The sequence below is a fragment of the Flavobacterium defluvii genome, assembly GCF_900129555.1.
GTDB classification, from domain to species: Bacteria; Bacteroidota; Bacteroidia; order Flavobacteriales; family Flavobacteriaceae; genus Flavobacterium; species Flavobacterium defluvii.
Genome location: NZ_FQWC01000006.1, coordinates 234345 through 249029, shown reverse-complemented (window position 1 = coordinate 249029; position 14685 = coordinate 234345). Strand labels below are relative to the sequence as shown.

Annotated in this window: 13 protein-coding genes; 4 read left to right on the top strand and 9 right to left on the bottom strand. The window is 34.2% G+C overall.

The annotated features are described in order from the left end of the window. Positions 1 to 70: 70 nt before the first annotated feature. The 7 genes from BUC29_RS14710 to BUC29_RS14680 form a co-directional block, all read right to left on the bottom strand. Positions 71 to 1684, bottom strand: coding sequence for a glycoside hydrolase family 3 protein (locus BUC29_RS14710; RefSeq protein ID WP_073416930.1), 1614 nt, complete (start codon positions 1682 to 1684; stop codon positions 71 to 73). Positions 1685 to 1686: 2 nt separating this feature from the next. Next, the gene (locus BUC29_RS14705) at positions 1687 to 2136 is read right to left on the bottom strand and encodes a GNAT family N-acetyltransferase (RefSeq protein ID WP_073416929.1); all 450 of its coding nucleotides are present in this window, start codon (positions 2134 to 2136) and stop codon (positions 1687 to 1689) included. 26 nt (positions 2137 to 2162) lie between these two features. Further along, a complete protein-coding gene (locus tag BUC29_RS14700) occupies positions 2163 to 3050 on the bottom strand; it encodes a hypothetical protein (RefSeq protein ID WP_139260520.1) in 888 nt (295 codons plus the stop codon). A 29-nt stretch (positions 3051 to 3079) separates the two neighbouring features. Further along, complete coding sequence (locus tag BUC29_RS14695) at positions 3080 to 3421, bottom strand: tetratricopeptide repeat protein (RefSeq protein ID WP_056203709.1); 342 nt, start codon at positions 3419 to 3421, stop codon at positions 3080 to 3082. A 21-nt stretch (positions 3422 to 3442) separates the two neighbouring features. Continuing rightward, positions 3443 to 4768 (bottom strand): MFS transporter, encoded by a 1326-nt coding sequence (locus BUC29_RS14690; protein ID WP_073416927.1) that lies wholly within the window; start codon positions 4766 to 4768, stop codon positions 3443 to 3445. Further along, positions 4755 to 6326, bottom strand: coding sequence for a glycoside hydrolase family 10-like protein (locus tag BUC29_RS14685; RefSeq protein ID WP_073416926.1), 1572 nt, complete (start codon positions 6324 to 6326; stop codon positions 4755 to 4757). Before BUC29_RS14685 ends, BUC29_RS14690 begins: the two co-directional genes overlap by 14 nt. Before the next feature lie 127 nt (positions 6327 to 6453). Next, positions 6454 to 7662: an anhydro-N-acetylmuramic acid kinase gene (locus tag BUC29_RS14680; protein ID WP_073416925.1), complete on the bottom strand. Its 1209-nt coding sequence runs from the start codon at positions 7660 to 7662 to the stop codon at positions 6454 to 6456. Between the two features lie 205 nt (positions 7663 to 7867). Between BUC29_RS14680 and BUC29_RS14675 the strand changes: the two genes are divergently transcribed. From BUC29_RS14675 to BUC29_RS14665, 3 genes are all read left to right on the top strand, one after another. After that, positions 7868 to 8425 carry a LemA family protein gene (locus BUC29_RS14675; protein ID WP_073416924.1) on the top strand — a complete coding sequence of 186 codons (558 nt, stop codon included), beginning with the start codon at positions 7868 to 7870 and terminating at the stop codon, positions 8423 to 8425. Then, positions 8425 to 9381 carry a DUF3137 domain-containing protein gene (locus BUC29_RS14670; RefSeq protein ID WP_073416923.1) on the top strand — a complete coding sequence of 319 codons (957 nt, stop codon included), beginning with the start codon at positions 8425 to 8427 and terminating at the stop codon, positions 9379 to 9381. The genes BUC29_RS14675 and BUC29_RS14670 overlap by 1 nt, the downstream gene beginning before the upstream one ends. Before the next feature lie 149 nt (positions 9382 to 9530). Then, the gene (locus tag BUC29_RS14665) at positions 9531 to 9986 is read left to right on the top strand and encodes a hypothetical protein (protein WP_073416922.1); all 456 of its coding nucleotides are present in this window, start codon (positions 9531 to 9533) and stop codon (positions 9984 to 9986) included. A gap of 105 nt (positions 9987 to 10091) precedes the next feature. On the opposite strand, the gene BUC29_RS14660 is transcribed toward BUC29_RS14665, so the two are convergent. Beyond that, positions 10092 to 10325 carry a hypothetical protein gene (locus tag BUC29_RS14660; protein WP_073416921.1) on the bottom strand — a complete coding sequence of 78 codons (234 nt, stop codon included), beginning with the start codon at positions 10323 to 10325 and terminating at the stop codon, positions 10092 to 10094. Positions 10326 to 10712: 387 nt separating this feature from the next. Continuing rightward, positions 10713 to 11525 (bottom strand): mechanosensitive ion channel family protein, encoded by an 813-nt coding sequence (locus BUC29_RS14655; protein WP_073416920.1) that lies wholly within the window; start codon positions 11523 to 11525, stop codon positions 10713 to 10715. A gap of 198 nt (positions 11526 to 11723) precedes the next feature. On the opposite strand from BUC29_RS14655, the gene BUC29_RS14650 reads away from it, so the two are divergent. Then, entirely contained in the window at positions 11724 to 14633 is a 2910-nt protein-coding gene (locus BUC29_RS14650; protein ID WP_073416919.1) for an FAD-binding and (Fe-S)-binding domain-containing protein, read from the top strand. The last annotated feature ends 52 nt before the right edge of the window (positions 14634 to 14685 follow it).

Here is a 14685-nt window from a genome sequence, read left to right as displayed (position 1 = left end):
AGATTCTTACAATAAGATGTGATTATAAAAATTTATAAGTTGATAAATTTTGACTATTTAATGTTTTAACTTATTGAATTTCAATGCTTACAGGAAGATTGCCTTTTAAAGTAATTTTATCTAAAAATTGAATTCCTGCCGTTTTTTGAAATTCTTCAAAATCCTGATATACCTGAATTAATTCTAAAGCATTTTTTAAGTTTGGAATTAAAGGTAATGCATACGGATTTCCGAAAACAAAAATGATGCATTTTTTGGTTTGTAATAATTCAGAAAGTAACTCTAAAACTTCATTATCAATTTCGAAATTATTAGCTGGTTTTGCTTTTGGAACAAATAAGGAAATCAAGACCAATTCGAAATTTTCTAATTCTTTTTTGATTAAAGAAATATCCGAAACTTCTAAGTTTTCAAAAGCAAATTCAGGAGATTTTAATTCTGAATTTAAAGTTTTGAAGAAAGTGTTTTCGGTATTTTTATATAAACTCAGTTTCGCTAATTTGTTGTTTTTATGCGCTTCAAAAGCTACTTCTGAACCTGAATTATTGATAATGGCAGTAATCGTATTTTGAGCAATTTCCAGGTTTAATTGAGATGTTTTTTCAAAATTTAATTCGCCCGAAGCTGCGGTATTTCCAGAAAGAATTCCAGCTTTTTCTTTGGCTTTCATAATTCGGTTAAAGCTTTCTTCGATACGATCTGGCGAAGCGTTTTTATAAATTGCTTCAATTCCTTCCGGAACATTTTCGGCGAAGCATAAAATATCATTTCCTGCATTAAAAGCTTCCCATTCTAATTGTCCTTTGGTTTCGTACAATTTAGAAACGCTGTGCATGTTTAAGGCATCAGAAATTACCAAACCATCATAACCTAATTTATCTCGCAAAAGATCCTGAATTATGCCTTTTGATAAAGTTGCCGATGTAACTTTTCCGTCATTCAAACTCGGAACAGCTAAATGGCCAATCATAATCGAATCGACATTGTTCTCAATTCCTTTAATAAAGGGATATAATTCGTTTTCTAATAATTCTTCAAGAGTTTCTTTTAAAACTGGTAAACCTAAATGCGAATCGACATTGGTATTTCCATGTCCCGGGAAATGTTTCAGACAACCTAAAATACCCACTTCAGACATTCCTTTTAAATATTCAACAGCAAAATCGGCTACTTTTTCTTTGTTTGCACCAAAAGAACGATACCCAATAACGGGATTATTAGGATTGTTGTTGATGTCTGCCAAAGGCGATAAATTATATTGTATTCCGGCAGCTTTTAAGTCTAAGCCAATTTGTTTTCCAACTTCAAAAACCAAATCAGATTTGTTTTCAGGCAAAGCCCCAAGTGTGATCGCATACGGATATTGAGGCGTTTTTTCAATACGCATAGCCAATCCCCATTCGGCATCAATACTAATTAAAAGAGGAGTAGAAGCTGCTTTTTGGTACCGTACAATTAAAGCTTTAATTTTTTCGTAACTATCATCATTAAAAACAACTTTTTTCTTGCTTTCATAATTTGTTGCAGCGCTTGCGCGACTATGGAAAAAAGTCAATCCGCCAATATTGTGTTCTCTAATAAGGCGTTCTGTTTTCTGAATATTTTCTTCCGTATCGTTAATAAAAACGGCAGGAAAAAAGAATTGTCCTATTCTTTGTCGTAATGCTTCGGCAGTAATTTTCATTATTATAAAGTCTTTTTCATGCAAACGCTGTTATCCATCTTTTCATAAGGCGGATAATTTGGAGTTATTGTATAACCTAATTTTTGATACAAATTTATGGCTTCCGGCTGGTTTTTTCCAGTTTCGAGAATCGTATAAGTATAACCAACTTCTTTAGCCCAAATTTCTAATTCGGCTAAAACTTTTGAAGCAATTCCTCTTTTTCGATAATCAGGATGAACATACATTCTTTTGATTTCGGTTTTGTCGGTTTCTTTTTCGCGAAAAGCACCGCAGCCAACAGGAACATCATTTTCATAATAAACAATCGTGTGTTTTATTTTATCCGTTTTATTAAACTGATTGTAAAACGCATGATCATCTCCGTCTCTAATCGCTAAATCCTGATCTAATAAAGCAACCAGATTTATAAAATCGGGATCATCTGAGTTTGTTCTTTTTAAATTAGCCATGACATAGGTTCGTGTTTATAATTTTCTTACTCATAACCTTTTCCTGTAAACCAATCAAAACCTTCAATTTTTGTATATTCAGCAGGTATTGAATTTAATGTTTTTATGTCTTTTTTATTTTTGCTGTAGGATCTCTTTTTTGAAATAATTATTTTGCCAGTTTTTTTACCCTCTTCATCGGTATCGTAATAAAGGTATTCTAAAGTGTCGATTGCCTCTCCGTTCCATTTAAATTTATAAATTTCAGTTTGTCCTGGATGCCCATATTGAACACCTCTGATTACTTTTTCTTCGGGAGAGAAAGTAGGATTAATAAATTCAAAGCCTTTTGAGAATTCTTTTTTATCTTTTCTAAGCAAATAAATATCGCTGAAAGCTTTTAAGCAACATCCAGTTGCACCATACCAATTAACAACAAAATCTTTCAAACCGTCTCCATTAATGTCTCTAATTGTGTCATTGACATAAGTCATAGACCATTCTTTATGAGAAAGAACTTTTTTAAATCTATTTCGATCTTTCGAATAAATATCGATATGTACATGATTAGGTTCTAATCTTCGGATAATAAGTTGCGGATTGTTTTTTGTAAAAAAATCATCTATATTTATTTCAACTTGAACATCGTATTCTTTATCAGGTCTAACTATATATTTCTTTTGAAATTTTTTTTGTTTGATTTCCAGAGACGCGATTTTCAAAGCATCAGATAAAACTTTATCTAATTTTAAACTATCTATTTTTTCCTGTTTTTCAATTTCAGCTTTTTTTTCTAAGCGTTCTTTTTCTCTTTGCTCAAATGTTTTTGAAACAGGTTGTTTTTTATTGGTCAGTTTATTTTTATTCTCATTAGTTTGTCCACAAGATAATAGCAACATCATGATCAATGTTGTTATGTAAATCTTTGTTTTCATCCTTTTACGAAATATTTTAGATTGGGTTTTTATTTCAGTTTAGCTTTCTTTTGCTTTGCCAATTGTTTTTTTGTTTCAATTGCTTTTTCCAATCGGTTTTTAAAACGGAAAAGTTTTGGTAAACCTTCCAGTCGGTCTTCAATTGTAATTTCTTCGTAAACTACAATAGCTTTTTCTAAAACCCTGATTTCGTTATCGAGATCGTTTTGGTTTTTGTAAATTGTTGCTAATCGATCGTAAGGATGATTTCCTTTAAAGCTTTCCGCGACATTTTCCTCATATAATTCAATTGCTTTTTCAAGATTTCCTGTTTTTTCGAACTCAGCACCTTTTAGGTTGCGTTCGGCCTGCAGATTTTCATTGATTTCCATAAGTAAGAGTTTGATTTGGGGTTAAACTTCTTCTGATTTTTTCCCAAAATCTTTCGGGAAAATTAAAAAACGTGATAAAATAAGACCTGGAATTGTCGCTATAAAAACCCAAATAAAGAAATTTTGATAGCCTAAAAATTGTTGTATAAAACCGCTTAACATTCCCGGAAGCATCATTCCTAATGCCATAAAACCGGTTGCAAGTGCATAATGCGCTGTTTTTGATTCTCCTTCGGCAACATGAATCAAATACATCATAAAACCTGTAAATCCAAAACCGTAACCAAATTGTTCAAGAATAACGGTAATGCAAGTATAAAGATTTAATGGCGAATTTATTTCAAAAAAGTATAAATTTATATGAAGATGAAAAAGTTCTTGCGGCTGAAAATGAGCTAATCCAATAAAACCAAGGATTGGCAGATGCATCGCTAAAAACATAGGCAGCATCCATTTTGTAAGTCCGTGTTTTGAAATAGCCATTCCACCTAAAATTCCGCCAATAGTTAAAGCAAAAATCCCCAATGTTCCGTAGATAATTCCAACAGATTCGGTATCTAATCCCATTCCGCCTAATTCTTTTTTGTCAAGCAAAAACGGACTTAACATTTTAAGTAATTGTGATTCTCCTAATCTGAAAACCAAAATAAAAGCCAGAATTAATCCAATTTGTTTTTTCTTGAAGAAACTTACAAATATCGTTGCAAAACTTTGATGATGATGATGTGAATCTTTATTTTCGGCTGCATTTATTTCATTTTTTGGTGTAAAAACAAAATTATAAAGTGTGATAAAAGTCATTAAAAGCCCCACAATAATCATTGTGTATGACCAGGCTTTTGTATTATCACCATATTTATGTTCTAAATATCCGGCAAAAAGTACAATTAATCCGTTTCCGGCTAACATCGAAAGTCTGTAAAAAGTACTTCTGATTCCGAGGAAAAAAGACTGCTGTTCTTTTGGTAAAACCAATAAATAAAAACCATCGCTCGCAATATCGTTTGAAGCCGAAGCAAAAGCGGCCACCCAGAAAATAGCCAGCGTCATCATGAAAAATCCATTAACAGGGATTGTAAATCCGACTAATAAAAAGGCAATCGAAATTAATAACTGCATGGATAAAAACCATTTTCTTTTGGTTCCGGTTAATTCAATAAACGGACTCCAAAGTGGTTTTATAACCCAAGGCAGATATAACAAACTGGTGTAAACTCCAATATCTTCATTTGAAATTCCTAGGTTTTTGTACATAATTACCGAAACCGAAATAATTACGGCGTAGGGCAATCCGGAAGCAAAATTAAGAAGCGGAATCCAAAACCACGGTTTGTTATCTGTTTTCATTAGGCTGAGCTGGGGAATAAATTTTAAAATTATTTTTTATGTCCGCGTATGCAGGTGAACTTTCGTTTGCAAAATAATCAATAAATGTTACTGCACAAGCTTTGTACATATTGATTTTTTCTGATGGGATAGAAAATGATATTACACCATCTTTTTCAACAGCCCGAACTTTGTCAATAATTTTTGTGGCGTCGGTTGTGTTGACTTTTGAAATGTGTTCTCCGCCATAAATCACAATATAACGCACTTTTGTATTAAGCGGACTTTTAATGCTAAACGTGTATTTTAAAGTATCTTTTGCAAATTCTGTAATAACCGGATTATCGATAATAATACGTTTTAAATTTGGCACCGCAGCCGGAAGCGCCGGGTATTTATATTGGTTTTCTTCTAAAATACGTACAATATCAAAGTTTTTATCCATGAACCATTTGGCACTGAAATAAGCACTTCCTGAAACATTTTTAAAGCTTCTCGCAAAATCAATTTGGTTTGGAATTTCATAAGCAAAATTCCAGCTTTTATCTGCGTCGCCTCTGATTTTGTAAGAAGCATGCCCGATGTAAACTGCTGTGTTGTTGGAATTTTCAGACCACCATTTTACCAATTTAGAATAAGAAGCTCTGGGATTATTCATACTCCAATACAATTGAGGAAGTATATAATCTATCCATTTCTGGTCCATCCATAAAACCGGATCCGCATATAAATCATCGTAGTTTGAAGTCGACTGCGTTTCAGAACCTCTCGGATCCTGAGATTTATTTCGCCAAACCCCAAACGGACTTATTCCGAACTGAACCCAAGGTTTACTTGCTTTTATTGTTGTAGAAATGTTGCGTACAAAGTTGCTCACATTAGCACGACGCCAATCGGCAAGGCTTAAACCTGAACCATATTTTTTGTAAGATGCCGTATCGTTAAATACTTTTCCGGGAACGGCATACGGATAAAAATAATCATCAAAATGAATGGCATCGATATCGTATTTGTCTACAACTTCTTTTACAACTTTAGTTAAATGTGCCTGAACTTCCGGTAATGCAGGATCGTAATAATATTTTCCGCCGTATTCGATCATCCATTCAGGATGTTTAAAAATGTCGTGATTTGGACTTAATTGCTGTTTGTTTAAGTCGAAAGTGGCACGATACGGATTCAGCCAGGCGTGAAACTCAAAACCTCTGTTATGTGCTTCTTCAATCATCCATGCCAATGCATCGTAATACGGATTTGGGGCAGCACCTTCTTTTCCGGTTAAAAATCGTGACCATGGAGCAAATTCAGATGGATAAAAAGCATCGCCAACACTTCTAATTTGAACAATAACAGCGTTGTAGTTTAGTTTTTTATAGGTATTTAAAATCTCAAGATAATCAGCTTTTTCTTTTTCGACCATATCAGCAGCCGTTTTTGGCCAGTCAATATTTACTACCGTCGCAATCCAGACACCTCTAAATTCATTTTTAGGATGCATCGTTTTTTCTTGAGAATTTGATTGCCATCCAAAGAAAAATAAGAATATGATAGAGTATAGTAAGTGCTGATTTTTATGCATTTTAATCTTTAATTTTAACAAGAACCAAAAATAGGCTTAATTTTTTTTCTGCCACGAATTCACGAATTTTATTTTCTTAAAGTATTAAAAAAAAATAATTCGTGAATTTGCGGCTACCTTATTTATTTTAATCTGGAAAAGAAATTTTCCCCATTGTTACCGATGGAATTCCTTTTTTTGAACCAAAATTATAATTTCCTCCCGCCACGGTTTCATTGGCCAAAACAGCAAATAAAACTGCTTCTTTAGCATCGCCCGAAATTCCGAGAACGTCGCTGGTTTCAAATCTGCATGAAAGCAATTCTTTTAACCAGCTTACTAATAAAGGATTTCGTGCGCCTCCGCCAGACATATATATTGTAAACTCTTCAATTGCAGTTTTAGTGTTTTTTACTACAAACAAAATCGCTTCGGCAATCGTTTCGGCACTAAGGCGTGTTAAAGTCGCAAGCAAATCTGGTGCCGAAATGTTTTGTAAACCTAATTTTACCAAAGCAGAATTCACAAAATCATGATTGAATAATTCCTGACCAATTGTTTTTGGGAAGCTTTTTTGAAAGAAAGCATTACTTTTTAATTCGCTTAAAAGTCCCTGATTTACAGTTCCGCTTTTAGCGATTTCGGCATCTTTATCGAAGCTTTTTTCAGGAAAAAATTGTTTAGTGAAAATATCAATTAAAGTATTTGCTGTTCCGGTATCGGTTACAAAAACTTCCTCGGCGTTTTGAGAAGCGGGCAAATAAGTAAAATTGGCGATTCCGCCCATGTTGAGCATAATTCGGTTTTCGCCTTTTTTACTGAATAATAAATAATCGCCGTAAACCGCAAGAGGCGCTCCTTCGCCACCAGCAGCAACATGTTTTTGCCTGAAATCAGAAAGAGTTATAATTCCTGTTTTTACCGCAATATGATCCCCGTCGCCAATTTGCAAAGTGGCGTTTGGAAATTTTTCCTGCTGATGCAAAAACTTTGGCGTGTGCAGAACCGTTTGTCCGTGCGAAGCGATTAAATCAACTTCACTTGCGGGAATATTCCATTTTGAAAGACAATCGTTGATCATTCCTGCGTGGAGGTTTGCAATCCATTCGTTTAATAAAACCAAATGCTGAAAATCGATTGTTTTCTGCGCAAATACTTTTCTGATTTCGGTTTTAATATCGTCATTGTAATCAATGGTTTCAAACTGCTGGATTTTGATAACCGTATTTCCGCCTTCGCCCGAAACTTCGCAAAGAGCAATATCGAGTCCGTCAAGTGAAGTTCCTGACATTAAGCCTAATATTTTTCGAGTCTCTTTTTGAGCAATTTCGTAGAGAGCTTTTATATTTTTATTCATTTCGAGTAATCTTAAAAACGCAATTAATTTGGAAACGCTAAAATGGGATTATTTTGGATATAAAGCTATAGATTTTAGACAATTTTTATTTTTCAATTCATTATTATGAAATAATAATTTGTGGTAAAAATCCTAAATAATAAAATTCAAACTAACTATCTTTTCTATATATTTGCCCAAATAACCAATTTAAAAAAATAAAATCATGTTAGTAATTATTGGACTTTTTGTTTTCCTTTTTATTATCGGAATCGTAATCTATAATTCACTTATCGGAAAAAGAAATCAGGTTACAAATGCTTTCTCTGCAATTGATGTAATGCTGAAAAAGCGTTTCGATTTGATTCCCAATCTAGTTGAAGTCGTAAAACAATACACCAATTACGAACAAAGTACTTTAACTAAAATCGTTGAGCTCCGTGCAAAAGCAACTTCGGGAACTTTGACCGATGAAGAGAAAGCGAGTTTAGATACCAAATTAAGTTCGGCGGTAAAAGGTTTGATGATAACAGTTGAAAATTATCCAGATTTGAAAGCCAATACAAATTTCTTAAACTTACAGACGACATGGACAGAAAGTGAAGAACAAATTGCAGCTGCAAGAAGAACATACAATGCAGTAGTGACCGATTATAATAATGCTATTATGATGTTTCCAGGCAATATGTTTACAGGAATGCTTGGTTACACTAAAATTGGTGTACTCGAAACGCCAGAAGAAGAGCGTAAAAATATTAATGCAAAAGAACTATTTAATAATTAATGGATTCAGAAATAAATTCGAATACAGCCTTGCAAGAGGTTTTGAATGCCTTAGAAGTTGATAGGAAAAAAATAGCTGAAACTTATAAAACCAGCTATATATTATTTGGTCTTGCGGCATTAATTATAGCTGTAAGTATATTTATAGGATTAGGTGGTTTTGCAGTAATTTTAGGAATAATTCCTTTAATTGTTGGAATTGTAATGTATTTTAAAATAAACGATGAAGCAATAAAATACCAAGTAGATTATAAAACAAAAGTTTTAGCTTCGGCATTCAAAAATTTTGACGGAAATTTAACTTTTGCGCCACAAAGTGGAGTTCCAGAATATGAATTTATTAGTTCAGAACTTTTTACTACGAGACCTGATCGTTACAATACTGAGGATTTAGTAAGTGGAATAGCCGATAAAACGTCTTTTTGGTTTGCCGAAGTCAACGCCGAATATAAAACAGAAACTCAAACTAAAAACGGGACAAGAACGGAATGGCATACCATCTTTGAAGGAATTATTTTTGTAGCTGATTTCAATAAAAACTTTGAAGTTTCGACAGTTGTACGCCCAAAAAGTTTTGGCGCTAATCTTGGAGCGTGGTTTTCTAAAAATGTTTTTAGTTTTGGAAACACCGAAGTTGTACAGTTAGAAAATACTGAATTTGATAATAAGTTTGTAACTTATTCTAGAAACCAAATTGAGGCGCGATACATTTTAACGCCCGCCATGATGGAAAGGATTCTCGATTTAAACAGCAAGTCTGAAGAAACCATTTCGATTTCTTTTATCCATTCTAAAATGTATATCGCTTTTCCTTTGTCTCACAATTATTTTGAAGCGCCTATTCATTCGTCGCTATTAGTTCCAGATCTGTTAACTTCTGATATTTCCATCGTTAAGTTTATGCATGATATTGTTAATGAACTGGATTTAAATACAAGAATTTGGGGGAAGGAGTAGTTTGTTTTTTATAAAATATTTTAAGCCGTTTCATAGATTTTGATTTAAGCGGTTTTTATTTTAAAATGCCTTTGCTTTTACAAGCTCGATTCAACTATAAATATTAACTCGGAAATTTTTTTATAAAGCATAAATATAAATTTAGGATTATGGATATTGAAATTATTCCAAGAAGTGTTTACTCTAAAATAAGTGATAAATTATTAAAAAAAATAGATGTATCGAAATTGCCTTTATTTGGAGAAAAAGAAATATATAAAATAACTGCAGAAAGATATGGCAGAGTTAAAATTAAATTAGATGTAGAAAATGATTTAGATATTATAAAAAAAATAAGAGAAGATTATTACGATGACATAAATGATTCAAAATATAATCATTATACTTATAAATGGGAAGTTGACGAACAAAAATTGCCAAAAGCATACGAACATTATATTAAGCCTGAAATTTTAAATTTTATTAAGATCTTATCTGTTTTTAATAATAATAACGCCGAAATTTTAAGGTTTTCGGTTGTTGATGGTGATTTTAAAGATTCAGAAAGACCTGCGCATACGCTTTGTACAATATTAGCTCTAATTGATTTATTTGATCAAATATAAATTAAAGGATTGAAGATTTGTTACTGGATTGATAATTAACAAATACAAATTAGGACATAAAATAAAACCCTCGATTAAAAACCGAGGGCTTTCTTTTTTTAACGATTACTCCAAATCCAAATAAGGATTTAAAGTTTCTGCTAATTCATTGAGCCAATAAAAACTGTCTCTTAATCTGATGATTTCGCTTTGAAATGTTTCATGTTCGCTCAAAACACATAAAGCGAGTGTGAAATTTACCTGCCTTAATGTTCTAGCCATTTCAACAGGATCAATTCTGTCGTTGAAAAAATTCAAAAGCTTGATTTCGGTTTCTTTAGAAAGTGTGTTTTTAATCATAACTAGACATTTTAGCCAGTGTTGGATTTTTGTTCAATATCCATCAATAGCAAAGATTATTAAATTCTGTATGTCGTAGTTTAAGAATCGTAAAAGTATCAAAAAAAAATAATTTAAAGTAAGAAAAATAATATATTTATTGTGGTAAAAAAATAAACTCATTTAAATTCCCATACAGTTTGTCATTTCGACGGAGGAGAAATCTCCGCACGAAACTCCACAACAATGCGTGCTCAGCGTGCGAGGATTTCTCCCTTAGGTTGAAATGACAAGAGTGAGGAATTAGTTGCGTCAATTTTTGGTTTCATAAAGCCTTCGACTTCGCTCAGGATGACAAACGTGTAGAGAAGAAACCTCAGAATCTTAGCGTCTCAGTACCTTAGGACCTTATTTAAGCACAAACTCATTTTCTTTCAGCTTCTTCAAAACTGCAGCAATAATTTTAGAACGGCATTCAGAATTTTGAATCGTTGATGCGGTTTTAACCCAATAGCGAACATTAAGCTGAATAATCCCTCCAGCAATGACATCGGTAATAACGGCGGAGTTTTCGTGGTCTTTTTCGGTTACTTCTTCGCTGTTGCCCAGAACTTCTTTTACGAGTTCGATGGCGCGGGTATAATCAGAACCATATTCGAGTCCGACTGTGAAAGTCTGGAGCAGAAAACCTTCGCTGTTGTAATTAATTAAAGTGTTTTTTATAAGAAGCGCGTTTGGAATATAAATGATTTTCGAATCGCTTTTTACTTCGGTATCGCGCAGGTTGAGGTTGATGACTTCACCTTTTACACCGTTGCTTTCGATAATATCACCAATAGAAAACGGACGTTTGAAAGCTAGCAGAATTCCGGCAAGGAAATTTTCTCCAATATCTTTAAGCGCAAAACCAATTACAAAAGCTGAGATTCCGGCTCCGGCAAGCATACTTTGGGCAACGCCGTCAAGACCAATAATCTTGAACATGAACAAAACCCCAATAATAATCAGAACCGATTTAATTAAACGGGCAATGAAAGTCGCCAGAAGTCGGTCGTGCATTCTGGCTTTTAGTCGGTTTCCGGCAAAAAGTCCAATTCGCGTTGCAAGAAACCACGAAACAAGAATGACGACAACAGCCAGAATAAATTTTGGCGTAAGATCGACAATGCTGTAATAATAGTTTTCTAAATGTTTAAAGACATCCTGAACGAAATTTTCCATAATAATAAGGCGTAAAAATGTAAAATCTTAAAATTACGATTTCGGTATTTGGGTGGTTTATAGAATTCGGTTTTAATTTTATAAAATATAATGTATACGGAGATAAATTCTCAATTAATACCATTTTAACCTGCTATATTTTTATATTTGCTATCTCGGTTTTGAGGAATTATTTTTTTAAGAAAAGCACCATTTAACATGTTGACCCAATCTCATTTAGAGCAATTAGCCAGCGAACTCGAAGGCACACTTTTATACGATGATCTTCATAAAACACTTTATTCGACAGACGCATCGGTGTATCGGATTCGGCCAAATGCGGTGGCTTTGCCTAAATCTACAGCAGATATCAGCAGGTTAATTCGCTTTGCAGCAGAACATAATATTTCGGTTACGCCAAGAACGGCCGGAACTTCACTTGCCGGACAAGCTGTTGGCGACGGACTTGTGATTGATGTTTCGAAACATTTTACCAAAATATTAGGTTATGATGCCGAGAAAAAAACGGTTACGGTTCAGCCGGGCGTTATTCGCGATGAACTGAATTTGTTTTTGAAACCTCACGGCGTTTTCTTTGCGCCAATTACATCAACATCAAACCGTGCGATGATTGGCGGAATGGTGGGAAATAATTCATCTGGAACAACTTCAATTCGTTATGGTGTTACGCGTGATAAAATTGCTGAGGTAAAAGCAATTTTGAGTGATGGTACTGAAGTTGCTTTTGGCGAATTGACTTCGGCAGAATTTATCGAGAAAACCAAAGGCGATTCTTTAGAAAATAAAATATATAAAAGCGTTTACGACGAACTTTCGGTTAAAGAAAATCAGGAAGAAATTATAAAAGAGTTTCCGAAACCGGAAATTCACAGACGAAATACAGGTTACGCCGTTGATATTCTGTTAAGATCAGAATTATTTGGCGGAACTGAACCCACAATAAATATAGGAAAACTGCTTTGCGGAAGTGAAGGAACTCTCGCTTTTACAACCGAAGTAACTTTAAAAGTTGACGATTTACCGCCACCTTACAGTATTATGGTTGTGGCACATTATCACACGATTCAGGAATCTTTGGAATCTGTTGTCGTGGCGATGAAACATCATTTGTACACTTGCGAAATGATCGACGACACGATTTTAGATTGTACCAAAACGAATCGTGAACACATTAAAAACCGTTTCTTTTTGGTTGGAGAGCCAAAAGCGATTATGCTTTTTGAAGTGGCTTCGCACAATCTGGAAGATGCCGAAAAACAAGCTGACGCTTTAATTGCCGATTTAGAGAAACATAATTTTGGATACGCCAGTGTTAAATTATTCGGAGCTGATATTGATAAAGCCAACGAACTTAGAAAAGCCGGTCTCGGACTTTTAGGAAGTATTGTAGGCGATGATAAAGCAGCCGATTCTATTGAAGATACCGCAGTAGAATTAAGCGATTTACCAGCTTATATTGCAGAATTTTCGGCGATGATGTTGCGTCACGGACAAGAAGCGATTTATTATGCGCATGCCGGTGCGGGAGAACTGCATTTGCGTCCGGTTTTAAATTTGAAGAAAACATCTGATTTAAAATTATTCAGAACCATTGCGACAGAAGTGGCGCATTTGGTGAAAAAATACAGAGGTTCTTTAAGCGGTGAACACGGCGACGGAATCGTGCGTGGCGAGTTTATTCCGTTTATGATTGGCGATAAAAATTACGAATTGCTGAAAAGAATCAAATTGGCATTTGACCCGAATTCGGTTTTAAATATCGGGAAGATTGTTAATGCTTTGAAAATGGACGAAAATCATCGTGTAGTTTCGGGCCGAGTGGAACCGGATATTAAAACGTTTCAGGATTTCTCAGACAGTTTAGGAATTTTACGCGCTGCCGAAAAATGTAATGGTTCTGGCGATTGCCGAAAAATGCCATCGGCAGGGGGAGCGATGTGTCCGAGTTATCGTGCAACCAGAAATGAAAAAGAAACAACTCGTGCGAGAGCAAATGCTTTGCGTGAATATTTGACGTATTCTGAAAAAGAAAACAAATTTGACCAGAAAGAATTATACGAAGTTTTTGAGTTGTGTGTGAGCTGTAAAGCCTGCGCGAGCGAATGTCCTAGTAATGTTGACGTTGCGACTTTAAAAGCGGAGTTTTTATACCAATACCAAAAAGCAAACGGATTTTCGACCCGAAATAAAATTTTTGCTAATAATGCTAAATTGAATAAAATGGGAAGCAAATTCCCGTCGATTACGAATTTTATTTCGAATCAGTCTTTGGTTAAAAAAACAATGGGAATTGCTCCTGAAAGACAAGTTCCGCTTTTGGCGAAAATAACTTTTAGAAAATGGTATCAAAATAATAAACCTGCAGCAACTGATTTTCCAAACGGAAGATTGTATTTGTTTGTGGATGAATTCACGAATTATTACGACGTAAATATTGGAATCGATGCTTTCGAATTATTGACTAAATTGGGTTATCAGGTTTTGGTTGTCGATCATGAAGAAAGCGGTAGAACGTATCTTTCGAAAGGATTTTTAGAAGAAGCGAAGAAAATCGCCAATCACAACGTAAACATTTTTAAAGATTTGGTTTTAGCCAATGCGCCTTTAATCGGAATTGAACCTTCGGCGATTTTGACTTTTAGAGATGAATATCTTCGTTTAGCCGATGACAAAGAAGCTGCAGAAAATTTATCCCGAAATGCATTTACGATTGAAGAATTCTTCAAAAAAGAAATCATCGACGGAAAAATTACAGCCGATTCTTTTTCAGAAGAAACGAAAGAAATTAAAATTCACGGACATTGTCATCAGAAATCTTTAAGCTCTGTTGAAGCGACTTTTGCCATGCTGAATCTGCCTAAAAATAATACGGTTACAATATACAATTCAGGCTGCTGCGGAATGGCGGGTTCTTTTGGTTACGAAAAAGAACATTATAAAGTGAGTATGCAAATGGGAGAGGATACGCTTTTTCCAAAAGTGCGTAACACTGCCGAAAATGTGAAAATAGCCGCCGCAGGAACGAGCTGCCGCCATCAAATTTATGATGGAACTAAACGTGAAGCTCAGCATCCGGTTAGCATTTTGAGAAGCTGTCTTAAATTTTAGATTTTAGACTGTAGATTTTAGATTTTTGTTTCACGCAGATTTAAAATGATTT

Excerpts from the sequence above, each read along its gene's own strand:
- BUC29_RS14710 (WP_073416930.1), bottom strand. The coding sequence starts at position 1,684 with ATGAAAATTACTGCCGAAGCATTACGACAAAGAATAGGACAATTCTTT.
- BUC29_RS14705 (WP_073416929.1), bottom strand. The coding sequence starts at position 2,136 with ATGGCTAATTTAAAAAGAACAAACTCAGATGATCCCGATTTTATAAAT.
- BUC29_RS14700 (WP_139260520.1), bottom strand. The coding sequence starts at position 3,050 with ATGAAAACAAAGATTTACATAACAACATTGATCATGATGTTGCTATTA.
- BUC29_RS14695 (WP_056203709.1), bottom strand. The coding sequence starts at position 3,421 with ATGGAAATCAATGAAAATCTGCAGGCCGAACGCAACCTAAAAGGTGCT.
- BUC29_RS14690 (WP_073416927.1), bottom strand. The coding sequence starts at position 4,768 with ATGAAAACAGATAACAAACCGTGGTTTTGGATTCCGCTTCTTAATTTT.
- BUC29_RS14685 (WP_073416926.1), bottom strand. The coding sequence starts at position 6,326 with ATGCATAAAAATCAGCACTTACTATACTCTATCATATTCTTATTTTTC.
- BUC29_RS14680 (WP_073416925.1), bottom strand. The coding sequence starts at position 7,662 with ATGAATAAAAATATAAAAGCTCTCTACGAAATTGCTCAAAAAGAGACT.
- BUC29_RS14675 (WP_073416924.1), top strand. The coding sequence starts at position 7,868 with ATGTTAGTAATTATTGGACTTTTTGTTTTCCTTTTTATTATCGGAATC.
- BUC29_RS14670 (WP_073416923.1), top strand. The coding sequence starts at position 8,425 with ATGGATTCAGAAATAAATTCGAATACAGCCTTGCAAGAGGTTTTGAAT.
- BUC29_RS14665 (WP_073416922.1), top strand. The coding sequence starts at position 9,531 with ATGGATATTGAAATTATTCCAAGAAGTGTTTACTCTAAAATAAGTGAT.
- BUC29_RS14660 (WP_073416921.1), bottom strand. The coding sequence starts at position 10,325 with ATGATTAAAAACACACTTTCTAAAGAAACCGAAATCAAGCTTTTGAAT.
- BUC29_RS14655 (WP_073416920.1), bottom strand. The coding sequence starts at position 11,525 with ATGGAAAATTTCGTTCAGGATGTCTTTAAACATTTAGAAAACTATTAT.
- BUC29_RS14650 (WP_073416919.1), top strand. The coding sequence starts at position 11,724 with ATGTTGACCCAATCTCATTTAGAGCAATTAGCCAGCGAACTCGAAGGC.